The sequence below is a fragment of the Streptomyces sp. NPDC044003 genome (assembly GCF_056435185.1).
On the sequence record NZ_JBWKFA010000002.1, the window covers coordinates 486,087 to 512,508 of the forward strand.

General features: G+C 72.3%; 24 protein-coding genes. 16 read left to right on the top strand and 8 right to left on the bottom strand.

Going from position 1 to position 26,422, the window contains the following annotated elements; all coding sequences use genetic code 11:
* Window positions 1–8 precede the first annotated feature (8 nt).
* Window positions 9–1,364, bottom strand: coding sequence for an MFS transporter (locus AC07AW_RS08790; RefSeq protein ID WP_478814741.1), 1,356 nt, complete (start codon window positions 1,362–1,364; stop codon window positions 9–11).
* 256 nt (window positions 1,365–1,620) lie between these two features.
* On the opposite strand from AC07AW_RS08790, the gene AC07AW_RS08795 reads away from it, so the two are divergent.
* The 5 genes from AC07AW_RS08795 to AC07AW_RS08815 all read left to right on the top strand — a co-directional run bounded on the left by AC07AW_RS08795 (window position 1,621) and on the right by AC07AW_RS08815 (window position 6,025).
* Complete coding sequence (locus tag AC07AW_RS08795; RefSeq protein WP_369144179.1) at window positions 1,621–2,739, top strand: carbohydrate kinase family protein; 1,119 nt, start codon at window positions 1,621–1,623, stop codon at window positions 2,737–2,739.
* A gap of 106 nt (window positions 2,740–2,845) precedes the next feature.
* Window positions 2,846–3,865: a PhoH family protein gene (locus tag AC07AW_RS08800; protein WP_478814742.1), complete on the top strand. Its 1,020-nt coding sequence runs from the start codon at window positions 2,846–2,848 to the stop codon at window positions 3,863–3,865.
* Window positions 3,866–3,877: 12 nt separating this feature from the next.
* Entirely contained in the window at window positions 3,878–4,375 is a 498-nt protein-coding gene (gene ybeY / locus AC07AW_RS08805; RefSeq protein WP_041129173.1) for an rRNA maturation RNase YbeY, read from the top strand.
* 4 nt (window positions 4,376–4,379) lie between these two features.
* Window positions 4,380–5,675: a hemolysin family protein gene (locus tag AC07AW_RS08810; protein ID WP_478814743.1), complete on the top strand. Its 1,296-nt coding sequence runs from the start codon at window positions 4,380–4,382 to the stop codon at window positions 5,673–5,675.
* Window positions 5,672–6,025, top strand: coding sequence for an MmcQ/YjbR family DNA-binding protein (locus AC07AW_RS08815; protein WP_086832460.1), 354 nt, complete (start codon window positions 5,672–5,674; stop codon window positions 6,023–6,025). Before AC07AW_RS08810 ends, AC07AW_RS08815 begins: the two co-directional genes overlap by 4 nt.
* Before the next feature lies 1 nt (window position 6,026).
* On the opposite strand, the gene AC07AW_RS08820 is transcribed toward AC07AW_RS08815, so the two are convergent.
* Window positions 6,027–7,448 carry an MFS transporter gene (locus AC07AW_RS08820; RefSeq protein ID WP_478814744.1) on the bottom strand — a complete coding sequence of 474 codons (1,422 nt, stop codon included), beginning with the start codon at window positions 7,446–7,448 and terminating at the stop codon, window positions 6,027–6,029.
* A 166-nt stretch (window positions 7,449–7,614) separates the two neighbouring features.
* Between AC07AW_RS08820 and AC07AW_RS08825 the strand changes: the two genes are divergently transcribed.
* The 7 genes from AC07AW_RS08825 to AC07AW_RS08855 all read left to right on the top strand — a co-directional run bounded on the left by AC07AW_RS08825 (window position 7,615) and on the right by AC07AW_RS08855 (window position 14,696).
* Window positions 7,615–8,502, top strand: a complete 888-nt coding sequence (locus tag AC07AW_RS08825; protein ID WP_478814745.1) for a helix-turn-helix transcriptional regulator — start codon at window positions 7,615–7,617, stop codon at window positions 8,500–8,502.
* 27 nt (window positions 8,503–8,529) lie between these two features.
* The gene (locus tag AC07AW_RS08830; RefSeq protein ID WP_189801886.1) at window positions 8,530–8,892 is read left to right on the top strand and encodes a cytidine/deoxycytidylate deaminase family protein; all 363 of its coding nucleotides are present in this window, start codon (window positions 8,530–8,532) and stop codon (window positions 8,890–8,892) included.
* Window positions 8,893–9,099: 207 nt separating this feature from the next.
* Entirely contained in the window at window positions 9,100–9,579 is a 480-nt protein-coding gene (locus tag AC07AW_RS08835; protein WP_478814746.1) for a hypothetical protein, read from the top strand.
* Window positions 9,580–9,770: 191 nt separating this feature from the next.
* A complete protein-coding gene (locus AC07AW_RS08840) occupies window positions 9,771–11,102 on the top strand; it encodes a beta-xylosidase (RefSeq protein WP_478814747.1) in 1,332 nt (443 codons plus the stop codon).
* Window positions 11,103–11,167: 65 nt separating this feature from the next.
* Entirely contained in the window at window positions 11,168–12,112 is a 945-nt protein-coding gene (locus AC07AW_RS08845; protein ID WP_478814748.1) for a DUF916 domain-containing protein, read from the top strand.
* A gap of 89 nt (window positions 12,113–12,201) precedes the next feature.
* Window positions 12,202–13,152, top strand: coding sequence for a GTPase Era (gene era / locus AC07AW_RS08850; protein WP_370468173.1), 951 nt, complete (start codon window positions 12,202–12,204; stop codon window positions 13,150–13,152).
* Between the two features lie 203 nt (window positions 13,153–13,355).
* Entirely contained in the window at window positions 13,356–14,696 is a 1,341-nt protein-coding gene (locus AC07AW_RS08855; RefSeq protein WP_478814749.1) for a TerD family protein, read from the top strand.
* 3 nt (window positions 14,697–14,699) lie between these two features.
* Here the strand turns inward: AC07AW_RS08855 and AC07AW_RS08860 are convergent, their stop codons facing one another.
* Together AC07AW_RS08860 and AC07AW_RS08865 are read right to left on the bottom strand one after the other, a co-directional pair.
* Window positions 14,700–14,951, bottom strand: coding sequence for a protealysin inhibitor emfourin (locus tag AC07AW_RS08860; RefSeq protein ID WP_478814750.1), 252 nt, complete (start codon window positions 14,949–14,951; stop codon window positions 14,700–14,702).
* A 29-nt stretch (window positions 14,952–14,980) separates the two neighbouring features.
* Window positions 14,981–16,027: a M4 family metallopeptidase gene (locus tag AC07AW_RS08865; protein WP_478814751.1), complete on the bottom strand. Its 1,047-nt coding sequence runs from the start codon at window positions 16,025–16,027 to the stop codon at window positions 14,981–14,983.
* 294 nt (window positions 16,028–16,321) lie between these two features.
* On the opposite strand from AC07AW_RS08865, the gene leuA reads away from it, so the two are divergent.
* From leuA to AC07AW_RS08885, 4 genes are all read left to right on the top strand, one after another.
* The gene (gene leuA / locus AC07AW_RS08870; RefSeq protein WP_478814752.1) at window positions 16,322–18,085 is read left to right on the top strand and encodes a 2-isopropylmalate synthase; all 1,764 of its coding nucleotides are present in this window, start codon (window positions 16,322–16,324) and stop codon (window positions 18,083–18,085) included.
* Window positions 18,086–18,334: 249 nt separating this feature from the next.
* Entirely contained in the window at window positions 18,335–19,636 is a 1,302-nt protein-coding gene (locus tag AC07AW_RS08875) for a choice-of-anchor A family protein (RefSeq protein WP_478814753.1), read from the top strand.
* Window positions 19,637–19,710: 74 nt separating this feature from the next.
* The gene (locus AC07AW_RS08880) at window positions 19,711–20,460 is read left to right on the top strand and encodes a TerB family tellurite resistance protein (RefSeq protein ID WP_478814754.1); all 750 of its coding nucleotides are present in this window, start codon (window positions 19,711–19,713) and stop codon (window positions 20,458–20,460) included.
* A 98-nt stretch (window positions 20,461–20,558) separates the two neighbouring features.
* Window positions 20,559–20,759, top strand: a complete 201-nt coding sequence (locus AC07AW_RS08885) for a hypothetical protein (protein ID WP_478814755.1) — start codon at window positions 20,559–20,561, stop codon at window positions 20,757–20,759.
* Between the two features lie 7 nt (window positions 20,760–20,766).
* Here the strand turns inward: AC07AW_RS08885 and AC07AW_RS08890 are convergent, their stop codons facing one another.
* The 4 genes from AC07AW_RS08890 to AC07AW_RS08905 all read right to left on the bottom strand — a co-directional run bounded on the left by AC07AW_RS08890 (window position 20,767) and on the right by AC07AW_RS08905 (window position 26,364).
* Window positions 20,767–22,137 (bottom strand): FAD-binding oxidoreductase, encoded by a 1,371-nt coding sequence (locus AC07AW_RS08890; protein ID WP_478814756.1) that lies wholly within the window; start codon window positions 22,135–22,137, stop codon window positions 20,767–20,769.
* 80 nt (window positions 22,138–22,217) lie between these two features.
* Window positions 22,218–23,933, bottom strand: a complete 1,716-nt coding sequence (locus AC07AW_RS08895; RefSeq protein WP_478814757.1) for a LuxR C-terminal-related transcriptional regulator — start codon at window positions 23,931–23,933, stop codon at window positions 22,218–22,220.
* An 88-nt stretch (window positions 23,934–24,021) separates the two neighbouring features.
* Window positions 24,022–25,392 carry an FAD-dependent oxidoreductase gene (locus AC07AW_RS08900; protein ID WP_478814758.1) on the bottom strand — a complete coding sequence of 457 codons (1,371 nt, stop codon included), beginning with the start codon at window positions 25,390–25,392 and terminating at the stop codon, window positions 24,022–24,024.
* Between the two features lie 138 nt (window positions 25,393–25,530).
* Window positions 25,531–26,364 (bottom strand): hypothetical protein, encoded by an 834-nt coding sequence (locus tag AC07AW_RS08905; protein WP_478814759.1) that lies wholly within the window; start codon window positions 26,362–26,364, stop codon window positions 25,531–25,533.
* Window positions 26,365–26,422: the final 58 nt, after the last annotated feature.

Sequence of the window (26,422 nt, forward strand, 5' to 3'; positions counted from 1 at the left end):
GTGATCCCTCAGCCCCGGTCCGAGGGGCGGGCCAGCCGGAACGCCGACTTCGCCGCCCGGCGGCGCCCCGTGGCGACCGGGATCGGGGTGACCTCCTGCTCGGGGGCTCCCATCTGGGGGACCAGGGCCGTCCCCGAACCGCGGCCCGCGAGGACCGCCGCGGGGGCCCCGCCGCGGCGGCGGATCGAGCCCGGGACCAGGGGGCGGCCGGAGGCGTGGCGGGCGACGGCCGTCATCGGGGCGGCGACGAGCAGGAGCAGGGCGCAGAGGGCCAGGCCCATGCCCGGGTAGCCGGCGCGGTCGGAGAGCAGGGAGCCGGCGACCGGGCCGCAGGCCACGCCGAGGGACGAGGCCGAGCCGACCATGACGGCCCAGCGGCCGCGCGGGTCCAGGGAGGCCGCCAGGCCGAGCAGGTAGGACAGGACGACCGGGTAGACGGCGTTCCAGAGGATCTCGCCGGTCGCGAAGCCCGCGAGGCTCTCGGCGGTCGAGCTGAGCAGGACGCAGCCCGCGATCGCCACCGTGCCGGCGCCGATCGGGACCGCCCGGCCGAGGCGGGAGCCGAGTGCGCCGGCCGCCGTGACTCCGGCGAGGCCCGCGCCGAGCGCCGCCGCGAAGACCGCGCCGACGGTGACCTCGGAGAGGCCCGCCTGGGTGAGCCCGATGCGGCCGCTCACACCCCAGAGGGCGTTCTGCGCGAGGGACCAGCACAGGATGCCCCCGGCGAGCACGGCGCCCGCCCGCCGGTGGGGGAGGGGACCGGAGGCGCTCGCCGTCTCGCGGACGCCGGAGACGCCCGCGGTCTCGCGGACCGTGTGCGGGGTGGCGGGCAGGCCGCGCGTGAAGGGCCACACCAGCGCCGCCCCGCACGCGATCGCGAGGAGTGGGGCGGCGTGGCCGCCGCCCAGGTGCGGAAGCGTCAGGTAGAGGGCGCCGGCCGTCGCCGAGACGGAGAGCAGGCCGAGGGTGGAGGCCCGGTGCGGGTCGCGCTGCCCGGCGATCCCGGCCACGGCCACCGCCGTCGCCGTGCCCGAGCCGAGGCCGCCGAGGACGGCGCCCGCGACGACCAGCGGTACGAGGCCGGTCGCGGCGGCGGAGCCGTATCCGACGGCCATCGCCAGCAGGCCCGCGCGGGCGGCCCGGCGCGGCCCGATCCGCTCCCCGCGCGCGGCGAGCGTGAAGCCGGCCGTGGAGGAGCCGAGGAGCAGCACGGAGCCGACCAGGCCCGCCTGGGACGGGGTGAGGCCGAGACCGGCCGAGAGGCGGCCGACGACGGTCGGCAGGAGGTACGGGGCGAGGTAGCCGGCCGTGAAGAGGGCGACGAGGGCGACGAGGGCCCCCGCGCCGCGAGTCCGCGAGGACATGGGCGTTCCCGGGAAAGGAAGGGGGAGGGGTGGAGCGCCCGGTGGTGTGCGCGGGGCACGGGGTCGCGGACCATGTGTATCAAGCAGGTGAGTGGCGGGAGAAGGTGGTTTCCGCCCGTTCGGGGTGTGATCCGAGTCACTCTTTGTTTGATGGGTGAGTTCGTGGGTAACCAGGGGCCTTCTTGTGCGTCCCACCCGTCACCCCACCCCCATCGGGCACACTGATCTGATCCGCACCACGACCGGGGAGCCTGCCGTGACCACAGCAAGGGGAGAGCAGCCGCAACACGATGCCGGGGTCGACCCGTTGGTGTGCCTGCGCGAGCCCACGGACCCCGCCTGCGACGTCTTCCTCACGGGCACCGTCTTCCTCGACATCATCTTCACCGGCCTGGACAGCGCCCCCGTCCGCGGCACCGAGTCCTGGGCCCGCGGCATGGGGTCGAGCCCGGGAGGCGTCGCCAACATGGCCACCGCCCTCGCCCGCCTCGGCCTGCGGACCTCGCTCGCCGCCGCGTTCGGCGACGACCACTACGGCGAGTACTGCTGGGACGCCCTGGAGCAGGGCGAGGGCATCGACCTCTCGCTCTCCCGGACCGTCCCCGGCTGGCACTCCCCGGTCACCGTCTCCATGGCCTACGAGGGCGAACGCACGATGGTCTCCCACGGCCACGAGGCCCCGCCCCTCGACGGCGCCCTGCCCGCCTACCCGCCGCACGCGCGCGCGGCCGTCGCCTCCCTCGTGCCCGGCCGCTCCGAGGACTGGGTGGCCCAGGCCGCCCGCGGCGGCGCCAAGGTCTTCGCCGACGTCGGCTGGGACGACACCGGCCGCTGGGACCTGGCCGGCCTCACCGACCTCCAGCACTGCGAGGCCTTCCTGCCGAACGCCGCCGAGGCGATGCGCTACACCCGCACCGACTGCCCCCGGGCCGCCGCCCGCGCCCTCGCCGACAAGGTCCGCTACGCCGTGGTGACGCTGGGCTCCGAGGGCGCCTACGCCGTCGACGGCGCCACCGGCGAGACCGCCGAGGTCCCCGCGATCCAGGTCTCCGCCCTCGACCCGACCGGCGCCGGGGACGTCTTCGTCGCCGGATTCGTCACCGGCACCCTCGCCGACTGGCCGCTCGCCGACCGGCTCGCCTTCGCCGGCCTGACCGCCGCACTCTCCGTGCAGGAGTTCGGCGGCTCGCTGTCCGCCCCGACCTGGGGCGAGATCGCCGCCTGGTGGCAGCACGTCCAGGGTCACGCCCGCCAGGACCCCGAGGCGCTGCGCGGCCGCTACGCCTTCCTGGAGCGGCTCCTTCCCGCCCCGGCCCGCCCGTGGCCGCTGCGCCGGGCGGTGCCGACGATCGGGTTCAGAGCAGCCCACTCGTAAACCCTTTCGGGCTTGTCGGTACCTGGTCGTAGGCTTGGAAGCCGAGAGGTTGTCGAGCGGCGAGAACCCCGCAACGGGAGGTATGCGCAGGCCTTTGTGCCGGCCCATGACTCAGACACCCACAGCCCACGCCCCCGCGCCGGGGCAGGCAGAAGCCCGCTTCACCATCCCCGCGAAGCACCCCATGGTCATGGTGCTGGGTTCCGGCGACGCCCTGCTGCGCGTGATCGAGCAGGCGTTCCCCACGACGGACATCCACGTCCGGGGCAACCAGATCAGCGCGATCGGCGACGCGAAGGAAGTCGCGCTGATCCAGCGACTGTTCGACGAGATGATGCTGGTGCTCCGCACCGGTCAGCCGATGACGGAGGATGCGGTGGAACGCTCGATCGCCATGCTGCGCGAGGAGAACGGGGAGGGCGGAGCGGCGGTCGAGACGCCCTCCGAGGTGCTCACACAGAACATCCTCTCCAGCCGGGGACGCACGATCCGTCCCAAGACGCTCAACCAGAAGCGGTACGTCGACGCGATCGACAAGCACACGATCGTCTTCGGCATCGGCCCCGCCGGCACCGGCAAGACCTATCTCGCCATGGCGAAGGCGGTCCAGGCCCTGCAGTCCAAGCAGGTCACCCGGATCATCCTGACGCGGCCCGCCGTCGAGGCGGGCGAGCGGCTCGGCTTCCTGCCCGGCACGCTCTACGAGAAGATCGACCCGTACCTGCGGCCGCTGTACGACGCGCTGCACGACATGCTCGACCCCGACTCGATCCCCAAGCTCATGGCGAGCGGGACGATCGAGGTCGCGCCCCTGGCGTACATGCGCGGACGGACGCTCAACGACGCGTTCATCATCCTCGACGAGGCGCAGAACACGAACCCCGAGCAGATGAAGATGTTCCTCACCCGCCTCGGCTTCGACTCGAAGATCGTCATCACCGGTGACGTCACCCAGGTCGACCTGCCGGGCGGGACGAAGAGCGGTCTGCGGCAGGTCCGCGACATCCTCGACGGTGTCCCGGACGTGCACTTCTCGATGCTCACGTCGCAGGATGTCGTCCGGCACAAGCTCGTCGGCCGTATCGTCGACGCGTACGAGCAGTACGACATCCGCAACGGGAAGTAGTAACTGAGCACCATGTCGATCGACGTCAACAACGAGTCCGGTACCGAGGTCGACGAGCAGGCGATCCTCGACATCGCCCGCTACGCGCTCGCGCGCATGCGCATCCACCCGCTCTCCGAGCTCTCGGTGATCGTCGTGGACGCGGAGGCGATGGAGCAGCTCCACATCCAGTGGATGGACCTGCCCGGGCCGACGGACGTCATGTCCTTCCCGATGGACGAGCTGCGCCCGCCGTCGAAGGACGACGAGGAGCCCCCGCAGGGGCTCCTCGGCGACATCGTGCTCTGCCCCGAGGTCGCCACCCAGCAGGGCAAGGACGCGCCGACGCAGCACTCCATGGACGAGGAGCTCCAGCTCCTCACCGTCCACGGGGTGCTGCACCTGCTCGGGTACGACCACGAGGAGCCGGACGAGAAGGCCGAGATGTTCGGCCTCCAGGCGGCGATCGTCGACGGCTGGCGCGCGGAGAAGGGCCTCACCGGCCCGTCCCCGGCTCCGACCGTGTCCTGACCCGATGGACGTCTCGCTGATCCTCGGCGCCGTCGCGCTGGTCATCGTGGCCTGGCTCGCCGCCTGCGCCGAGGCCGGTCTCGCCCGCGTCTCCAGCTTCCGCGCCGCCGAGGCCGTACGGTCCGGGCGGCGCGGCGCGGAGAAGCTGGCCCAGGTCGCCGCCGACCCGACCCGCTATCTCAACGTGGCGCTGCTCGTCCGCGTCGCCTGCGAGATGGCGGCCGGCGTCCTCGTCACGTACGTCTGCCTGGAAGCCCTCCCGGAGACCTGGGAGGCCCTGCTCGTCGCGATCGTCGTCATGGTCCTCGTCTCGTACGTGGCCGTCGGCGTCTCGCCGCGCACCATCGGCCGCCAGCACCCGCTGAACACGGCGACCGCCGCCGCGTACGTGCTGCTGCCGCTGGCCCGGATCATGGGCCCGATCCCGCAGCTGCTGATCCTCATCGGCAACGCGCTGACCCCGGGCAAGGGCTTCCGCAAGGGCCCCTTCGCCTCCGAGGCCGAACTGCGGGCCATGGTCGACCTCGCCGAGCAGGAGTCGCTCATCGAGGACGAGGAGCGCCGCATGGTGCACTCCGTCTTCGAGCTGGGCGACACCCTCGTCCGCGAGGTGATGGTGCCCCGCACCGACCTGATCTGCATCGAGCGGTACAAGACGATCCGTCAGGCCCTCACCCTCGCGCTGCGCTCGGGCTTCTCCCGGATCCCGGTCACCGGGGAGAACGAGGACGACATCGTCGGCATCGTCTATCTGAAGGACCTGGTCCGCAGGACCCACATCAACCGGGACTCCGAGGCCGACCTGGTGTCCACCGCGATGCGGCCCGCCGCCTTCGTGCCCGACACCAAGAACGCCGGTGACCTGCTGCGCGAGATGCAGCAGGAGCGCAACCACGTCGCCGTCGTCATCGACGAGTACGGCGGCACGGCCGGCATCGTCACCATCGAGGACATCCTGGAGGAGATCGTCGGCGAGATCACCGACGAGTACGACCGGGAGCTGCCGCCCGTCGAGGAGCTCGGCGATGACCGCTACCGGGTCACCGCCCGCCTCGACATCGGCGACCTCGGCGAGCTGTACGGCTTCGGCCCCGACGAGTACGACGACGAGGACGTGGAGACCGTCGGCGGGCTGCTCGCCAAGGCGCTCGGCCGGGTCCCGATCTCCGGCGCCAAGGCGGTCGTGGAGCTGCCGGACGGCCGCTCGCTGCGGCTGACGGCCGAATCGCCGGCCGGCCGCCGGAACAAGATCGTCACCGTGCTCGTGGAACCGCTGGAACCGGAGGAGAAGCCGGAATGACCCCCGACGAGCTGCGCGCCTTCTGCCTGGACTTCAACGACGCCTCGGAGGAGTTCCCGTTCGGCCCGGACACCTCCGTGTTCAAGGTCGCCGGGAAGATGTTCGCGCTCTCGTGGCTCGACGGCCGTCCGCTGCGGGTCAACCTCAAGTGCGACCCGGACGAGGCCGTACGGCTCCGCGAGGAGCACCCGGCGATCGCCCCCGGCTACCACATGAACAAGCGGCACTGGAACACCGTGACCGTCGGAGAGCTCCCGGACCGGATGGTCCGGGAGCTCGTCGAGGACTCGTACGACCTCGTCGTCGCCGGTCTTCCGAAGGCGGTACGGCTCCGCCTCGACCGCCCCTGACTCAGGACCGGCGCCGCAGGCCGAGGGCGACCAGGACCGCCGCGCCGACCACGATCGCCGCGTCGACGGCGATGACCGTGCGGACCCCGGCGAAGAGGTCGGAGCCGGTGGTGGCGAGGACACCCAGCAGCGGGATGCCGACGGTCAGACCGACCTGCTGGGTGGTGGTGACCAGACCGGTCGCGAGCCCCTGCTCCTCGTCGCGGACGCCGGAGGTGACGGTCACGCCGTACGAGATGATCGCGCCGAGGTGCAGCATCGACGCCAGGGAGACGGCCACGGCCGCCAGGACCGCGCCGGACTCCCGGCCGATGCCGAGCAGTCCGGCGGTGAGCAGGCCCTGGCCGAGCAGCGAGACCACCAGAGTGCGGTGGGCACCGAACCGGCCGATCACCTTCGGGGTGACCATGCCGGCGAGCACCGAGAACGCGCCCTGGACACCGAAGACGATGCCGGAGGCGAAGGCCGACAGGCCGAGGGTCTGCTGGAGGTACAGGGTCAGGGCGAAGACGATCGTCGACATCATCGAGAAGGTGACCAGACCGCCCACGTTGCCGAAGGCGACGGTACGGCGGCGCAGCACCGGCAGCGAGACCAGCGGGGCCGGGTGCCGGGACTCGATCACGCCGAAGGCCACGAGCAGCAGCACGCCCAGGGCGAGGGTGACGGGGACGTCCACGCCGCCGAAGCCGCGCTCGGCCGCCGTCGTCAGGGCGTAGATCAGGGAGAGCAGACCGCCGGTGACGGTCAGCGCGCCGGGCACGTCGAGGCGGGGCCGCTCGGGGGTGCGGGACTCGGGCAGCAGGCCCGGGGCGAGCGGCAGCACGATCAGGGTGAAGACGGCGAGCAGGCCCATGGTGGAGCGCCAGCCGAGGGTGTCGGTCATGACGCCGCCGAGCACCATGCCGATGGTGAAGCCGAGGGACATCAGGGTGCCGGAGATGCCGAGCGCCCTCGCCCGCAGCGGGCCCTCGGGGAAGACGGTGGTGAGCAGCGCCATGCCGGTCGGCACGATCGCCGCCGCGCCGAGGCCCTGGAGGGCGCGGCCGGCGAGGAAGGCGCCGGGGCTCCAGGCGAGGGTGGCGAGCAGGGAGGCCGCGCCGAAGAGCACGAGACCGGAGAGGAAGAGCTTCTTGCGGCCGAAGAGGTCGCCGATCCGGCCGAAGAGGAGCAGGAAGCCGCCGGAGGGCAGGGCGAAGGCGGTGACCGCCCACTGGAGGCCGGACGGGTCGAAGTGGAGGTCGGCGCCGAGGACGGGCAGAGCGACGTTCAGGACGGAGAAGTCGAGCGCCACCATGAACTGGGCGGCGCACAGGACGAAGAGGACGAGCCGGTCGCGGCCGGTGAGGGCCGGGGGAGCGGCGGGGGCGGTGGAGGCGGTGGGCGTGGTGGGGGACTCGGGCGGGGTGGTCGTCGTTGCCATGCGTCCACCTTCGGCGTACGGGAACAACGCTGGGGAGCGGGAACTTATCCTGTTGGTCGCACCACCAGGCACCACCAGGCACCACCAGGCACCGCCGGACACGACCACGGCACGACCACGGCACCGCCAGGCATCTGCCATCCGCGTCCAGGGGGAGGAAGCACACGTGGCCACCGTTCTCGAGAGCGCCGGCGCGAAGCAGCACCGACTCGGCGAACTGCGCGAGTTCCTGATGAGCCGTCGGGCCCGGGTCAGCCCGGCCGAGGCGGGACTCCCGGACGGCGGCGCCCGCCGCCGCACCCCGGGCCTGCGTCGCGAGGAGGTCGCCGTCCTCGCGGGCGTCGGGGTCTCCTGGTACCAGTGGCTGGAGCAGGGCCGGGACATCACGGTCTCCCCGCAGGTCCTCGACTCGGTGGCGCGGGTGCTGCGGCTCAGCCCGGCCGAGCGCCGTCATCTGTACGTCCTGGCGGCGCTGAACCCGCCGGCCCTGGAGGCGGCCCCGGAGGACCGGGACATGTGCCACGGCCTGCGGCGGCTCATCGACGCGTGGATGCCGTTCCCGGCGCACATCATGGACCAGTACTGGAACACCGTCATGTACAACGACGCGGCGGCGATCGTGATGGGGATGCGCCCGGAGATCGTGCAGAACTGCCTGATCGCGTTCTTCACGGACCCGCTGTACCGCTCGCGGTCGACGCGCTGGGAGGAGATCGCGCCGAAGGTCGTCGCGCAGTTCCGCTCGGCGTGCTCCGAGTGCCCGGACGACGAGGGCTTCCAGGCGGTGGTCGAGGCGGCCAAGGAGGCGAGCCCGGAGTTCGCGGAGCTGTGGGAGCGGCGGGACATCCTGCCGGGCGGCCAGAACCGCAAGGAGATGGAGCACCTGCTGGTCGGCACGCTCGTCGTCGAGGCGACCCAGCTGAGGGTCCCGGCTCGCCCGGACCTGGTCATCGTGATGCACACGCCGCTCCCGGAGGCGGACACGGCCGAGAAGCTGGAGTGGCTGGTGTCGCCGGAGGGGCGCCGTGGGGCGATGTACCCGGTCGCGGGCTGATCATCGTCGCGGACCTATGCTCGGTTCATGACACTCAGCAGCGAGCACGGCGACCTCGGCGCCGAGGACCTCAAGATCATCACCCTTGCGCGGAGCGCCCGCGCCCGTAACGGCGTGCCCGAGGGTGCGGCCGTACGCGACGAGACGGGCCGCACCTATGTGGCCGGCACCGTGGAGCTGGAGTCGCTCAAGCTGAGCGCGCTGCGGACCGCGGTCGCGATGGCCGTGGCCAGCGGGGCCCAGTCCCTGGAGGCGGCGGCCGTGGTGTCGAACGCCGAGGCGGCCTCGGACGAGGACCGCGCGGCGGTACGCGACCTCGGCGGCCCGGAGACCCCGGTGCTGCTCGCGGGTCCGGACGGGCAGCTGCGCGTGGCCGTCACCGCGGGCTGAGCGAACGGATCAGGACAGCGGGGGCCCGGCGTGACGCCGGGCCCCCGCGCCTTTGTGTGTTTGTGAAGGATCACCGCATCTTCTCTTGCCTTCCCCGGCGGTCTGCGCGTCAATGACAGCGGTTCGTCCGACGGACCGTCAGATCTCTCGTCCTTCACGCAGTGTCCGCACCCCTGCGTTCGGTATCGGAAGGGGTTCGAACTCGCCATGAGAAGCAGAAGCACCTTAGGGGCCGTCGCGGTCCTCACCGGGGCGCTCGCCGCCGCAGGACTCGCCTTCGCGCCGACGGCCGGCGCGGTGTCGCCGGGCTCGGCGACGGCGACGTACGACTGCGGTACGTGGGGCAGTGGCACCGCCAACCTCACGGCCACGCAGAGCGGCACCGCCGCGACCCTCACCCTCACGTCGGCCATCACGACGCCCGTCGGGGTGGGCGCCGACACCATCAGCTCCACCCTGACGATGGCCAAGGCCGGCGGTGGCACCCGGGTCTTCACCGGGAAGAAGAACCCGGCGCTCACGGCCGGGCAGTCCGTCAAGATCGGCCCGCTCAGCGGGACCGTGGCCTCGGGCGACAGCCTCAACTCGTACTTCGCCGGGGTCGCCCTCAAGATGGTGATCTTCGGGATCACGGTGAACTGCGACGCGGTGACCTCGCAGTCGCCGGGTCCGTTCGTCTTCAGCTGAGTCCCGCTCAGCCCCTGACCGGTGTCGTCCGCGGCGACACCGGTCTCTGTCGTGACCTGGGGAAATGTCGCCTACGTCCCGATCTTGACAGTATCTGATGGGTCATCAGTCGGTGGAATTCGATTCCATTGACTTCTCTCCGCCCGCAGCCGTCAATGGCGCCCACTCATCCCTCAGGAGGGGGCACACACATGGCACTCACCCGATCCCGGGCGGCGGCCCGAAGACGGCGCTGGACCGCCGTCCTCGGCGTCACCGCCCTCGCGGTCGCCGGCGGCGCGCTCGCCGCCCCGGCCGGCGCGGCGACCACCTCGCAGTCGGTGGAATTCCAGACCCGCTGCGTCCCGCCGCCGGTCGCCCAGATCCCGCCGATCGAGGGCGCGACCACCGCCCAGATCACGGTCGACAAGACCAGCCCCAAGGTCGGCGAGACCGTCACCGTGACCTACACGGTCACCAAGCCCGCCGCGTCCAACCCCGTCGACCTCGCGCTCCCGGCCGACATCATGACGCCCAGCGGCAAGGTGGTCCTCGGCGGCGCCCAGACCGGCACGGTCACCGTCACCGGCCCCAAGAAGAACCCGCCGGTCCCCGGCAAGGGCTCCTTCCCGGCCTTCTCCATGACGGGCACCTTCACCGCCACCGAGGCCGGCTCGATCACCCTCTCGCCCGGCGACTACAACATCCACACCAGCTACCTCATGGAGCTGGACACCCCCTGTACGGTGCTCAACCCGCCCGCCCCGGTCTCCGAGACGGTCGTCGCGAGCCCCGTGACCAGCCCCAACACCCGAGCGCTCCAGCTCGACAACGCCACCGGCGACCCGGGTGTCCGCGTCACCGTCACCGGCTCCCACTTCACCCCGCTCACCGAGGTCACCGTCGTCGGCCGCGCCGGAGCGGCGGAGACCGCCGACAAGATGACCGTCACCACCGACAGCGAGGGCGGCTTCGCCGCGCGCCTGAAGGTCAACGACCCGGCGACCACCGGGATCGTGGCGTACGAGGGCACGGCCTGGGACCCCGAGAAGGGCGCGGGCCCCGCCGCGTACAAGGTCATCGTCCCGGCACCGCCGAACAGCCAGACGATCACCGCGGCCGTCACGGCGGGCGAGCTGTCCATGACCCAGGCCGGAGACGCCGTCCAGCTGTCCTCCGTCGACTTCGGCGCGGGCGGCCCGGCGAAGGGCGCGCTCCAGACGGTGACCGTCAAGGACTTCCGCGGCGGCCCCGCCGGCTGGTCCCTGACCGGCAAGGTCACCGACTTCACCGGCCCCGGCGGCGCCATCGGAGCCGGGAACCTCTCCTGGACCCCGGCCTGCACCGCCAAGGCCGGCAGCCCCAGCGCCTGCGCCGCAGGCTCGGCGGGACCGGTCGGCAGCGGCGGCGCGACCCTCGCCTCCACGCCGAACGGCACCCTCACGGGCGGCGAGTTCACCGTCGACGCGCAGCTCTCCCTCGACGTCCCGGCGTTCACCGCGCCCGGCTCGTACGCGGGCGTGCTCACGCTGACCCTGTCCTGACCGCTCGCGGGCCGGGCGCGCACCCGGCCGGCCCGCTCCGATCCGCACCCCGGGGGTCCGCACCCGTGCGCAAGCTCTCCGCACTCCTCCTGAGCACCCTGCTCGTGCTGCTCGGCCTCGCGCCGGGAGCCGGGGCCGCCGAGAACGGCGAGTGGGCCGTCTACCCGGCCGCCTCGAAGCTCGGCGGCCGCCCGTACTTCTACCTCTCCGCCGACCCCGGCACGACGCTCACCGACCGCGTCACCGTCGCCAACAAGACCGCCGCGCCGCTCACCTTCCGGCTGTACGGCGCCGACGCCTACAACACCGACCGCGACGGCGGCTTCGCCGTCCGCACCCAGCGGGAGAAGCAGACCGGCGCCGGCGCCTGGATCAGGCCCGAGCGGACCCGGATCACCGTCCCGCCCCGCTCCGTCGTCACCGTGCCGTACACGCTGACCGTCCCCGCCGACGCCGACCCCGGCGACCACCCGGGGGCCCTCGTCGCCCTCGACGAGCGGATCGCCCCGGGCGGGAAGGGCTCCGTCGCCGTCGGCGTGCAGCGCGCGGTCGGCGCCCGCGTCTACCTCCGGGTCAACGGGCCGACCGTCCCGGCCCTCGCCGTCGAGGACGTCACCCTCGACCAGGACCGGCCGCTGGTCCCCGGCACCCGTACGAGCAGCGCCCTCGTCTCGTACACCCTGCACAACCGGGGCAACGTCACCCTCAACCCCAAGGTCGTCCTGAAGGCCCAGGGCCTCTTCGGCCGCACCCTCCTCGACCGCGACCTGGCCAGGGTCCCCGCCGAGCTGCTGCCCCGCCAGAAGATCCGGCTCACCGAGCGCTGGACCGGCTCCCCGCAGCTCGACTGGGGCGACGTCACCCTCACCGCCACCGCGAAGGACGTGAAGGAGACCGGCACCGTGTCCTTCCTGGCCCTGCCCTGGCTCGCCGCCGCGGTCCTCGCCGTGGGCGGCGCGGCCGGGCTCTTCGGCCTGCGGATACGCCGCCGCCGGGCCGCCGGTACGTGACGGGATACGCCCCCGTCGGGCACTGAGTACGTGACGGGATACGCCCCCGTCGGGCACTGAGTACGTGGCGCGGGCGCTCATCGGGGACAATGGCCCCCATGAGCGCTCGCAACCAAGAAACCGAAGCCGTCCACCGGGCCGGCTTCGCCTGCTTCGTCGGCCGCCCCAACGCGGGCAAGTCCACCCTCACGAACGCTCTGGTCGGCCAGAAGGTGGCCATCACCTCGAACCGGCCGCAGACCACCCGGCACACCGTCCGCGGCATCGTGCACCGCCCGGACGCCCAGCTGATCCTGGTGGACACCCCCGGCCTCCACAAGCCGCGCACCCTCCTCGGCGAGCGGCTCAACGACGTCGTCCGCACCACCTGGGCCGAGGTCGACGTGATCGGCTTCTGCCTGCCCGCCGACCAGAAGCTCGGCCCCGGCGACCGCTTCATCGCCAAGGAGCTCGCCGGGATCAAGAAGACGCCCAAGGTCGCGATCATCACCAAGACCGACCTGGTCGACTCCAAGACGCTCGCCGAGCAGCTCATCGCGATCGACCAGCTCGGCAAGGAGCTGGGCTTCGAGTGGGCGCAGATCGTGCCGGTCTCGGCCGTCGGCAACAAGCAGGTCCAGCTCGTCGCCGACCTGCTCATCCCGCTCCTGCCGGAGTCCCCGCCGCTCTACCCGGAGGGCGACCTCACGGACGAGCCGGAGCAGGTCATGGTCGCGGAGCTGATCCGCGAGGCCGCGCTCGAAGGCGTACGGGACGAGCTGCCGCACTCGATCGCGGTGGTCGTCGAGGAGATGATCCCGCGCGAGAACCGCCCGGCGGACCGGCCGCTGCTCGACATCCACGCGAACGTGTACATCGAGCGCCCCAGCCAGAAGGGCATCATCATCGGCCCGAAGGGCAGCCGCCTCAAGGAGGTCGGCATGAAGTCCCGCAAGCACATCGAGGCCCTCCTCGGCACCCCGGTCTTCCTCGACCTCCACGTGAAGGTCGCGAAGGACTGGCAGCGGGATCCGAAGCAGCTGCGGAAGCTGGGGTTCTAGGGGGAGCCCTCCACCGTCCGGCCGGAGGCCGGCGCAGCCGACCGAAGCCCGTGAGGCCCCCCTGGGGCCGAGCGGTGCGAGGACGGCAATGAAGAGGGTTCCCGAAGCAGCTGCGGAAGCTGGGGTTCTAGCTCAGGAAGCTCGGCTTCTAGCTCTCGGCAATCCTCTGGGCAGGCTCCCAGGCCGCGTGTCAGCATGGCGCGGTGACAGAGATCGTCAAGGGGGGAAACCTGCCGGTCCCCGGGCAGGTGTGGCGGATCGCGGTCGTCCGGCGGGCCGGCGGCGAGGGGGTGCCGGACGTCGACGCCTCGGCGCTGCTGCTCGACGCCGCGGGCCGGGTCAGGGGCGACGGCGACCTGGTCTTCTACAACCAGCCCGCGCACGCGTCCGGCGCCGTGCGGCTGCTCGGGCAGGTACGGGACGAGGAGCAGCGCGTCGCCGACTGGCTGGAGATCGACACCGCGCGCGTGGAGCCCGCCGTCCAGCGCATCGTGATCACCGCGTCCAGCGAGGACGGGACGTTCGGCCAGGTGCCGGGCCTGCACATCCGGACGACCAGCGCCGCCACCGGCGAGCAGCTGGCGCTGTACGAGGTCGACGACGCGAGCACCGAGACGGCGTTCGTCCTCGGCGAGTTCTACCGGCGCGACGGGGCGTGGAAGTTCCGTGCCGTGGGCCAGGGGTACGACTCCGGGCTCGTCGGCCTCGCCGAGGACTTCGGCATCGAGGGCAGGGACCCGGAGCCCGCCCCCGGCGAGGAGCCCGCCCTCGACGACGAGCCCGCCTCCGAGGACGAGCCCGCCTCCGCCGGCGTCACGCCGGAGGCCATTCCCGGGGAGCTCCTGGCCAAGGTCCGGGAAGCCGAGGCCGCCGTCCCGGCGCAGGCCCCCGTACGGATCCCGGTACAGGTCCCCGTGCGGGTCGGCCCCGCCCTGCCCACCGGGCTCTTCGGGGAGGACTTCCCGGAGTTCGTCCGTAGCGGCACCGGCAAGACCGATCTCACCGTCGACGTGCCCGTACCGCCCGGCTTCGTCCTGGTCGACTGCGAGCGGACGCGCGACGGCTACTTCTCGGTGCACACCATCGGCGAGGACGGCGAGAACGGCGCCCTGCTCGCGAACACGACCCTGGAGGACTTCCAGGGCCGGGCGCTGCTCCGGTACGACGGCCGGAGTCCGTTGCGCCTGCGCGTCAACGCCGTGGGCCGCCCGTGGACGGTCGCGGTCCGCCCGGTGAGTGCCGTGGACGAACTCGGTCACGGCGCCGAGGGACGGGGCGCCGACGTACTGCTCCACACGGGGCCGGCCGCCGAGCTCTCCGCCCGGCTGCGCCCGAAGGACGGGCACGCCCTCTTCCAGGTGCGGGGCTACGAGCCGGGCGACCGCGTACACCTGCTGGCCAACGAGGCGAGCAGGCGCCCGAAGTCCTCGCGCCCGATGCCGGCGGGCCCCCTGCTGGTGGCGGTCGGAAGCTCCGAAGGGGACTGGACCCTGGAGGTCCGGCCGCCGAAGCAGAGCCGGTTCTGGCGCCGGGCCTCCCGCTAGCCCCTACGCGCCCTCCTTGAGGACCCTCGTCACGAGGGTCCTCTGGGCGTCCGTGAGGCGGGGGTCGCGGCACCGGACCGTGCGGCCGTCGACGGTGATCTCGTACGAGAAGCCGTCCGGCACGCCCCGGGCGTCACCGTCGCCCTCCGCGAGGACGGCGGAGGTCAGGGACTCCCATTCGGGTCCCGAGACCTCCACCTCCGCCGACCGTTCGATGCCCGCGAAACCACCCGTGCGCCGCACTCGAATCCGCATGGGCCCTGTCTACCGCAGAACCGGCCGGGTCACGAGGTCGGTACGCCGACGGCCGCCCAGGCGCGCCGCACGGCCTCGACGACCTCCCCGTCGCCGTAGAGTCCCCGCGCCGTCGCCACCGTCGCCCCGGCGAACTCGCCGAACCGGACCTCCTCGGACAGGGTGCCGCCGGTCATCGTCGCGTACCAGATCCGGCCGGGCCGCTCCCAGGCGTTGCCGCCGAGCTCGGTGGCAAGGAGGTAGAAGGCGTGGTTGGGGATGCCGGAGTTGATGTGCACCCCGCCGTTGTCGGAGCTGGTGCGGACGTAGTGGTCCATGTGGGCGGGCTGCGGGTCCTTGCCGAGCACGTCGTCGTCGTATGCGGTGCCGGGGGCCTTCATGGACCGCAGTGCCGTTCCCTCGTCGACGGCGGGGCCGAGCAGCCCGGCCCCGATGAGCCAGTCGGCCTGCTCCGCGCTCTGGCCCAGGGCGTACTGCTTCACGAGCGAGCCGAACACGTCCGACACGTGCTCGTTGAGCGCCCCCGACTGGCCGTAGTACGCGAGGTTCGCCGAGTACTGGGTGAAGCCGTGGGCCAGCTCGTGGCCGATGACGTCGACCGGGAGCGTGAAGTCGAGGAAGAGCTCGCCGTCCCCGTCGCCGAACACCATCTGCTCGCCGTTCCAGAAGGCGTTGTCGTACTTCTCGTCGAAGTGGACGGTGGCGCGGAGCGGCAGCCCGGCGCCGTCGATCGAGTCGTGGCCGAAGGCGTTCAGGAAGAGGTCGAAGGTGGCGCCGAGGCCGGCGTAGGCGCGGTTGGCCGTGCTGTCGGTGAGCGGCGGCTCGCCCTCGTCGAGCACCTGGTGGCCGGGCAGCCGGGTGCCGTTCTTGGCGTCGTAGATCGTGCGCCGGGGCTTTCCGGGACTGTCCGCCGACGGGGCGGGCGCGCTCCGCTCGGTCCGGGTGGCGCGCTGGGTGAGGTCCACCGCGAGGGTGCGGCGGGCGGCTTCGGCGACGGCCGGATCGGCGGACTCGGCCAGCCGCTCCAGGACGTGGGGCGGGACGATCGAGCAGAAGACAGACGCGTGGGAGGTCATCACAGCAATGTGGCACTGCGTACCGCCGGTGTCACGAGTAGCGACGATGATTGGCGAAATGGAGTGATGGATCACCATTCGACCTTGACGTGGCCGCCGTCCCGCATACTGAAACAGGACGTCCGGCTTCCCCGGACCTGGGCTATGGTGACGCACATCATGCGTTTCGGGCTGCTTCTCCTTAGCTGCCGCGGCGAGGGCCTGTAGTCGTAGGCCGACCCCCTCCCCGCGGGTTTTGGTGTTGCGTTCGACAGTCGGCCGTCCCTCCCGCAGGACCCCGAGGAGCCCTACGCAATGTCCCAGTCGCCTTTCGTCAGCCGCCCGACGCCCATCACCAACGCGACCCACACGCAGCAGCCGTCCGGGATGCCGATCCACAAGTACGGCCAGTACGAGGCCGTGACCATCCCCGACCGGACCTGGCCCGAGAAGCGCATCACGAAGGCGCCCCGCTGGCTGTCCACCGACCTGCGCGACGGCAACCAGGCCCTGATCGACCCGATGTCCCCGGCCCGCAAGCGCGAGATGTTCGACCTGCTCGTACGCATGGGCTACAAGGAGATCGAGGTCGGCTTCCCGTCCTCCGGCGAGACCGACTTCGCGTTCGTGCGCTCCATCATCGAAGAGGGCGCGATCCCGGACGACGTCACCATCTCCGTCCTGACCCAGGCCCGCGAGGACCTGATCGAGCGGACCGTGGAGTCCCTGAAGGGCGCCAAGCGCGCCACGGTCCACCTGTACAACGCCACCGCGCCCACCTTCCGCCGGGTCGTCTTCCGCGGCTCGAAGGAGCAGATCAAGCAGATCGCCGTGGACGGCACGCGGCTGGTGATGGAGTACGCGGAGAAGCTGCTGGGCCCGGAGACGACCTTCGGCTACCAGTACAGCCCCGAGATCTTCACCGACACCGAGCTGGACTTCGCCCTGGAGGTCTGCGAGGCCGTCTGTGACGTCTGGCAGCCCGGCCCCGGCCGCGAGATCATCCTCAACCTGCCCGCCACCGTGGAGCGTTCGACGCCGTCCACGCACGCGGACCGCTTCGAGTGGATGTCCCGGAACCTGACCCGCCGCGAGCACATCTGCATCTCCGTCCACCCGCACAACGACCGCGGCACCGCCGTCGCGGCGGCCGAACTGGCCGTCATGGCGGGCGCGGACCGCGTCGAGGGCTGCCTGTTCGGCCAGGGCGAGCGGACCGGCAACGTCGACCTGGTGACGCTGGGCATGAACCTGTTCTCGCAGGGCGTCGACCCGCAGATCGACTTCTCCCAGATCGACGAGATCCGCCGTACCTCCGAGTACTGCAACCAGATGGAGGTCCACCCGCGCCACCCCTACGCGGGCGACCTGGTCTACACGGCCTTCTCCGGCTCCCACCAGGACGCCATCAAGAAGGGCTTCGACGCCATGGAGGCCGACGCGGCCGCCCAGGGCAAGACGGTGGACGAGATCGAGTGGGCGGTGCCGTACCTGCCGATCGACCCGAAGGACGTCGGCCGCTCCTACGAGGCCGTCATCCGGGTCAACTCGCAGTCCGGCAAGGGCGGTATCGCGTACGTCCTGAAGAACGACCACAAGCTGGACCTGCCCCGCCGGATGCAGATCGAGTTCTCGAAGATCATCCAGCAGAAGACCGACAGCGAGGGCGGCGAGGTCACGCCGGCCGCGATCTGGGCCGTCTTCCAGGACGAGTACCTGCCCAACCCGGACAATGCCTGGGGCCGCATCCAGCTGCGCTCCGGCCAGACCACCTCCGACACCGACGGCACGGACACGCTGACCGTCGAGGCGGTCGTGGACGGCGTCGACACCGTCCTGACCGGCGCCGGCAACGGTCCGATCTCCGCGTTCTTCGCCGCGCTGCAGTCCATCGGCGTCGACGCCCGCCTGCTGGACTACCAGGAGCACACGATGAGCGAGGGCGCCTCCGCGCAGGCCGCCTCGTACATCGAGTGCGCCATCGACGGCAAGGTCCTGTGGGGCATCGGCATCGACGCCAACACGACCCGCGCCTCCCTGAAGGCGGTCATCTCGGCGGTCAACCGCTCCGCCCGCTGACCCCGCTCCACCCCGCCGTCCGCTGCCCCGCACCCTTCCTCCCGGAGGGTGCGGGGCAGCGGCATGTGTGAGCTGCGTCACGGTTTCATGTCGCTTCAGGTTCGCTTAAGGAAGATCATCCCGGCATGCCGGAATCGGCGTCATATCAGGTGAGTTGACGCCACATCGGGGAATGGCGGAAGGTCGGCTCGTCCACTCGGACACACCCCCCACGCGCCCTCTCCGTACCTCCCTGACCTGGAGTTTCGTATGCGTACGACCGCTGCCGTGGCCGCCGTCCTCGCGGTGACCGGTGCCGCCCTCACCTGGGCCCCCGCCGCCTCCGCCACCACCACGGACTGCGTGTCGCATCCGCTCGGCACGGCCGGTCTGTACGCCGAGTTCGTCGAGAAGGACTCCGTCCGCCACGCGGACTCCGAGGGCGCGGTCGCGGTCGGCGGCGACGCCACCTTCGGCGAGTCGGGCACGTCCGGCTTCTCCGTCGGCTCCCGCCTCTCCGACGCCGATCTCGCCCGGCTGCCCGGCGGACACAGCCTCGTCGTCGGCGGCACCCTCAAGGCCAACGGCGTGGTCCTGGTGAAGGGCTCCGGCATCGCCGGCAAGGTCGTGGACAACACCGGGGGCGCCGGCTTCGACGTCGACGGCGACAAGGTCGCGACCGGGCCCTCCCCGATCGACTTCGGCAAGGAGTTCACCGAGCTGCGCAAGCTCTCCGCCGGCTGGGCGGGCGTGCAGCCCAACGGCGAGGCGGCCGGCGGCCAGGACGGCCGGAGCCTCTACCTCACCGGCACCGACGCGAAGCTGAACGTCTTCGCCCTGAGCGGCGCCGACCTGGAGAAGGCCGGCGAGATCTACCTCAAGGTCCCGGCGGGCTCCTCCACCCTCGTGAACGTCATCGGCGCCTCGTACGACATGCAGGCCAAGCCCACCTCCGGCGTCTGGATCTCGGACGGCGGCGCGTACGTCCAGGACGACTACGACCAGCACACCGACGCCCACAAGAGCATCCGCTCCAGGCTGCTGTGGAACTTCCCGCAGGCCGAGACCGTCAAGAAGAACTACGCCGCCTGGCCCGGCGCGATCCTCGCGCCCAACGCCGACGTCACCATGGGCAGCGAGGGCGCCTACGGCCCCGGGCACATCAACGGCTCCGTCATCGCCGAGTCGCTGCACACCGTCCCCGGCGCCGAGACCCACCAGATGAACTTCACCGGCTGCCTCCCCGAGGTGACCACCCCCGGCCCGGTCGTCACCCCCGAGACGCCCAGGCCGACCGACACCCCCGCGCCCACCACCCCGGCGACCGAGGGCACGCCGACCACCCCGGAGGGCACCGACAGCCCCTCCGCCTCCCCGTCCACCCCGGGCGCCCCGGCGACTCCGGGTGAGGCCACCACCGCGCCCGCCCCGGCTCCGTCCGCCACCCCGGAGGGTGATCTCGCGACGACCGGTTCGGCCATCGGCCCGGGCGTCATCGCCGCCGCCGTGGCCGCCGTCGCCGTCGGCGGAGGCTTCCTGGCCTTCGCGAAGCGCCGCCGCCGCACTTCCTGATCTTGCGAGAGCGGTGACGTGTCTCGGCCAACTACGCGGTGAACTCCTGACGGGGTGCTGACGCCACATCAAGGATGTGGCTAACATCACGCCAACGCCGGCAGTGCAGCCGGGCCGTTGAGGAGGTGCGTGTGCGGTCTGCCCGGAATTCACGTGGTGGGAAAGTGGGCGTCTGCGGAATCCGCACCTCCTGGAACACCGTCGGAGACGGCGAGTTCTTCTGCGAGGAGTGCGGGGGCGACCGCAACTACCGGCGGCGCACCGGCCGCCGCAGGTTCGCGGTCCTGGGCGTCCCCGTCCTGCCCCGGGGCTGTACCGGCCCCGTCGTCGAGTGCGCGGCCTGTCACACGCACTTCGGTACGGAGGTGCTCGACCGTCCGACGACGAGCCGCTTCTCCGCGATGCTGCGGGACGCCGTGCACACCGTCGCCCTGGCCGTCCTCGCGGCCGGCGGCACCGAGTCCCGCGAGGTCCTGGACCGGGCCGTCGTCGCGGTCCGGTCGGCCGGCTTCGCCGAGTGCACGGCCGTCCAGCTCGTCGACCTCGTCGAGGCCCTGGAGGCCGACACGGGGCGCTTCATGCCCGAGGTGAACCCCGAGGGGACGCTCCTGTCGATCGAGCTCCACGAGGCCCTGGAGCCGCTCACCCCGCACCTGGCTACCGCCGGCCGGGAGTCGATTCTGCTGCAGGCCGCCCGGATCGCGCTCGCGGACGGTGCCTACACCCCGGCCGAGACCGAGGTCCTCGGCACCGTCGGCAACGCGCTCGCGCTGGCCCCCGACGACACCATCCGTCTCCTCGCCTCGGCCCGCACCGTCCCGTAAGCCCCGTCTACCCGGCGAAGGCGGGCACGGCGAGGGCGGCCGTGCCCCAGCCGGCGAGCGCCGTGATCGCCAGGAGGAACGCGGCCCCGATCAGCGTCTTGACCACGGAGCCCATCCCCTTGTGCCGGACGCTGGTCCACCACCCCCGTAACGCCAAGAGCGTGTACCAGGGGACGAGGGGGGCGGTCCGCAAGGAGCGCAGGGCCCGCGAGAGCTTCGTGAGGGGCACCGTGTGGTTCGCGTCCCTGTCGTTCCTCGGGAGCGCCCTGTCGATCGGGGCCCTGGTCCTCGGACCCTGACGACCGGCTACGGCGCGATGTTCTGGTTGAACCGGAACACGTTGTCGGGGTCGTAGCGGCGCTTCACCTCGCGCAGCCGGTCGTAGTTCTGCCGGTAGTTCACCCGCACCCGGTCCTGGTCGTCGTCCGTCATGAAGTTCACGTACCCGGCCTCCTCGGTGTGCGGCCGCAGCGCCGCGTCGTAGGCGCGGGTCCAGGCGATGTTCCGCTCATTGTCCGCCGGGTCGACCCAGGTGCCGCCGAAGGTGTGCGAGAAGGAGGCGTCCCGGTAGGCGAAGGCGGTGTCCTCCGGGCCCACCTCGTGGCACGCCCCGTCGATCGGGAAGATCGCCGTGTCCGACTCCATCGACGGCATCGTCGCGCCGAACTCCATGTGCGCGGCGATCGCGCCGTCCGTCAGCCCGCGGCTGAAGTTGCCCTTCCAGTAGTGGTAGAGGCCGGGCGGCAGCTGCTCGTCGAAGAGCGTGTTGATCACCGGGTACGGCATGCGGTCGATGAACCGGCCGACGACCGGGCCCAGCCCCTCCAGCCGGGCGAGGACCCTCTCGTCCTCCGCCGCCGGGCCGCTGAAGCAGGTGAACGCGGCGCAGATCGGGCGCCCGTGCCAGCGCTCCGGAAGGAACGGCTCCTCCGGGCCGAGCGCCACGACGAGGATCGTGTTCAGCTCGACGGGAGCGGCCGCGTTCATCTCCTGCCAGGCGCGGGCGACGTCCCCGTCGAGCGGATAGCAGACGATCCCGCCGAAGATCACGTCGATCGGGTGCAGCCGGAACGCGAGCGAGGTGACCACCCCGAAGTTGCCGCCGCCGCCGCGCAGGGCCCACAGCAGGTCGGGGTTCCGGTCCCGGTCGCAGGTGACGAGCGTGCCGTCGGCGGTCACCACGTCCGCCGCGACCAGGTTGTCGCAGCTCAGTCCGCAGCGGCGGGCCAGGTGTCCCATGCCGCCGCCCAGCGTCAGGCCGGCGATGCCGGTCGTCGACACGACCCCGCCGGTGGTGGCGAGCCCGAAGGCGTGGGTGGCGTGGTTGAAGTCGCCCCAGGTGGCACCGCCCTCGGCCCGTGCCGTCCGGGCCTCGGGGTCGACCCGGACGGCCCGCATCCGGGACAGGTCGACGACCAGGCCGTCGTCGACGGTGCCGAAGCCGGCGACGGAGTGGGAACCGCCGCGCACGGCCACCGGGAGCCGTTGCTCCCGGGCGTGACGGACCGCCGCGATCACGTCGGCGGCGTCCACGGCGTGGACGACGGCGGCGGGGCGGCGGTCGATCAGGGCGTTGTAGACCCGGCGGGAGACGTCGTACGACGGGTCGCCACGGGTCACGACGGTGCCGCGCACGGCATCGCGGAGCGTGTCCAGGGGAGTGGTCGTGGTGGTCATGCCTCCGGTGTAGCCGGGTGCCCCGCCCAGCCGCATCGCCTGAACGGCCCATGGTCCGGCACGGGGCCCGGATGGGCCGTTCAGACCAGGTCGTGCGCGTACGCGTACGCCGTGGCCGCCGCCCGCGAGCCCACGCCCAGTTTCGCGAAGATGTTGTTCAGGTGCCGGGCCACCGTGTGTTCGCTGATCACCAGGGCGTGGGCGATGTCCTTGTTCGTGCCGCCCGAGGCGACCAGCCGGAGGACCTCCGCCTCCCGGGCGGTCAGTCCGCCCGGCAGGCGGCGCCGCGCCCCGCCGGTCAGCAGCGCCGCCGCACGCCGGGCGTCCGGTACGGCCCCGAGCCGTTCGAACACCGCGCGTGCCGCGCCCAGCTCCAGGCGGGCCGCCTCCTCGTCGCCCACCGTCCGGTCGGCCGCCGCGAGCAGCATCCGCACCTGCGCCGCCTCGTACGGCACCCGCAGCTCCAGCCACCCGGCGAGCGCCCCGCGCAGCAGCCGCAGCGCGGGCTCCGGCCGCGCCTCGGCCAGCGCCACCGCACCCCGGGCCGTGTCGGCCATCGCCCGCAGCAGCGGTACGTCCCCGGCCAGGACCGCCAGCTCCGCCGCCGCGCCCGCGGCCCCGGGCACGTCACGGACGGCGAGGGCCACCTCGCTCCGGGCGGCGAGCAGCCGGGCCCGGCCGAGGAGGTCGTGGCGGGGGTCGCTCTGGCAGGCGAGCGCCAGGTCGACGCCCGCGACCGCCGCCGCGGCCCGGCCCTGCGCGAGCCGCAGCAGCGCGAGGCCCGGCTGCGGGATCCTGCCCAGTTCGTGGGCGTGCGCGTACGAGGCGGCGGCCTCGTCCAGGCGGCCCTGGCGCCGCTGGACGTCCCCGGCGGCGTAGTACGCGGCGGCCGCCGACTCCAGGCAGTCCACCGACACCTCCCGGCACGCCAGCCGGGCATCCGCCTCCGCGAGCGCCCACGCCCCGAGGAGGTCGAGCACCTCGACCCGGTGCGCCCGGCACACTCCCCGGAAGGGGTTCTCGCCGGAGGGGACGGTCATGGGGGCCGTGCCCGTGCCGGTACCGGGCTCGTCCGGCGCGCTGCCCGCCCACGGTGGTTCGCACCATTCCATCGCCGCGTTCGTCCACTCCACGGCGCGGGCGAAGTCCGCGGTCTCCATGCACTGGGTGATCGCCAGGCAGTACAGCCAGCCCGTGAACATGCCGCTCAGTTCGCCGGCGGTGACCGCGCACATCGCGTCGTCCAGGAGCGTCAGGGCCTCGGTGCGCCGGCCGCTCGCGAGGAGGACGGAGGCCTCCGCCTGGCGGCTCAGGGCCAGGAGGTCCGGGCTGCCGGAGCGGAGGGCGAGCCTGGTCATGCGGCGGGTGGCCGCGAGGGCCGCCGCGTGGTCGCCGCGGGCCGAGGCCTCCTCCGCGTCGGTCCACGCGAGGAAGCACTGCTCGGGGCAGGGCGGCCGGCCGTCCAGATGGTGGTGGGCCCGGTGCAGCCAGCCGGCCGCCGCCGCGGGCCGCCCGAGGCCCTCGTACTCGTACGACAGCCACCACGAGGTCAGTCCCGCGCCCCGGTGGTCGCCGCCCGCCACGTACGCCGCGTGTGCCCGCAGCCGGGCCGCGACGGACTCGTCCACATGACCCGACCACCAGGCCGCGTCGGCCAGGATCGTCAGGTCGTCGGCGCTCAGCGCGCTCGTGGGGTGCTCGTCGTGGGCGTGCAGCAGTCCGTACGCCTCGGCCCAGGACTCCCGGGCCGCCGCGGTCCTCGCCCGCGCGATCCGGTCGATCGTGGGTGCGGACATGGCCCTCACCTCTTCCGGGTCCTTCCAGGGTAGGACCGGGAGGGGGGGAGGGCCCTGCGACCGTTACTTGATCGCGCCGCTCGGACCGTTAGTTGATCGCGCCGCTCGCGCGCAGCATGTCCTCGCGCTCGACGATCTTCACGCGCTCACGGCCCTGGGGCTCGCCGAGCGCCTTCTCGGCGGCGTCGAGGGCGTACCAGCCCTCCCACGTCGTGTACGTGATGCCCTTGCCCTCCAGGAAGGACACGACCGCGTCCGCCTCCGGAGTCTCCGGCGTGAGCAGGCGCCCGTTCGCGAAGTCGTCCAGGAGGTTCGCGACGGTCTCGTTGGCGTCGCCCTTGGTGTGGCCGATGAGGCCGACGGGGCCGCGGCGGATCCAGCCCGTGCAGTACGTGGAGGCCATGTGCGCGCCGGTCTCCTCGATCACGCGGCCGCCCTCGTCCGGGACGGTGCCGGAGACCGCGTCCCAGGGGAGCTTGGGCAGCTCGTCGGAGAGGTAGCCGACCGCGCGGTAGACCGCCTGGACGTCCCAGTCGGTGGTGGCGCCGGTGCCCTTCACGTTGCCCGTGCCGTCCAGCTCCGTGCGCTCGGTGCGCAGGCCGACGACCTGGCCGTCCTCGCCGAGGATCTCGACGGGCGACTCGAAGAAGTGCAGGAAGAGCTTGTGCGGGCGGTCGCCGGCGTCGCGGATCGCCCAGTTCTCCAGGGTCTTCGCGACCATGTCGGTCTGCTTGTTCTTGCGGCGCTCGGCGATCGAGCCCTCGTCGTAGTCGATGTCCTCGGGGTTGACGATGACCTCGATGTTCGGCGAGTGGTCGAGCTCGCGCAGCTCCATGGGGCTGAACTTCGCCTGCGCCGGGCCGCGACGGCCGAAGACGTGGACCTCCAGGGCCTTGTTGGCCTTGAGGCCCTCGTGGACGTTCGCCGGGATCTCGGTCGGCAACAGCTCGTCCGCCGTCTTGGCGAGGATGCGCGCGATGTCGAGGGCCACGTTGCCGACGCCGAGGACGGCGACCTTCTCGGCCTTGAGGGGCCAGGTGCGCGGCACGTCCGGGTGGCCGTCGTACCAGGAGGCGAAGTCGGCGGCGCCGTACGAGCCGTCGAGCTCCACGCCGGGGATCTTCAGCTCGCGGTCGGCCATGGCGCCGGTCGAGAAGATCACCGCGTCGTAGAAGGCGCGCAGGTCGTCGAGGTGCACGTCGGTGCCGTAGTCGACGTTGCCGAAGAGGCGGACCTGCGGCTTGTCGAGGACCTGGTGGAGGGCGGTGATGATGCCCTTGATGCGCGGGTGGTCGGGGGCGACGCCGTAGCGGATGAGGCCGAAGGGCGCGGGCATCCGCTCGAAGAGGTCGATCGACACACCCGGCTCGGCGGCGGCCTCGGACTTCAGCAGCGCATCGGCGGCGTAGATTCCGGCGGGGCCGGCGCCGACGATCGCGACCCGGAGGGGGCGGGGCATGACTGGGTTTCCCTTCGCAAGCGACGTGGCGGCGAAGCCGCCGACACTTAGGTCACCCTAAATAACACCTGGCGCGGACCGGTACCCGCCCCCGGTCTATGGCCTCATAAGGCGAACTTATGACTTCCATAAGTCGACCTAGGTGTCGCCGGAGATCGCCTGGGGGTCGACGAACGCGATGACGGCAATCGTGATCAGGCCGGCGAAGCCGAGGAGCGCGAAGCCGGTGCAGAACAGTCCGACCGCGAGCTCCCCGCGCCGGAACAGGGCGGTCCTCGGGAGGACGACGTTCCCCGGGTCGACGGGGTCGTAGCTCACCTTGACGGCGATGCCGCCCGCCCAGGTGAACACGTGACGGATCAGGCCCGCCGGGTCCGTGTAGAGATACATCCCCGGCCTGTCCGTCACCTCGGCGGCGAAGGTCGTGATGCCGTGCCGGATCAGGCGCCACTCGCGGTACCAGTTGGCCAGGGCGTTCGCGCCGATGGCGAGGGTCCCCGTCAGGACCAGGCCTCCGGGGACGAGGAGCGCTGCCATGACCGGCTCCCCGGCGACCGCGACCAGCACGCACAGCAGGACGAGCAGGCCGAGGGCGCCGACCGAGACCCACAGGACACGGCGCAGCTTCCTCGACCGCCGGCTCAGGGGGAGGTCGCGCGTCCGGACGAGCGCGGTCCCGTCGGCCGCCGTGTCCCGTCCGGGCGTCCCGGGCAGGGCGGCGTTCACGGTCGCGGCGAACATGGTGGCCGCCGCCTCGCTGACGCCGTCGATCCGGTGCACATAGCGCGTGGTTCCCGGAGGAGCCGTCAGCTCGACGGTGACCGTCCTCCGCTCCGTACGTATCTGCTCGACCGCCGCGAGGGGGATGAGGGCCTCCTCGGTGGGGCGGGCGAGGAGCAGGGCGTCACCGTCGAGGCGGAGGGAGGCCTTTCCGGCACCTTCGACGACGGGTGTGGACGGGGTGATCGACATGGACGGGATGGTAGGCGGGAGGATCGGCTTACGGGAGGGGCTCCGTCCGGGATCGGAC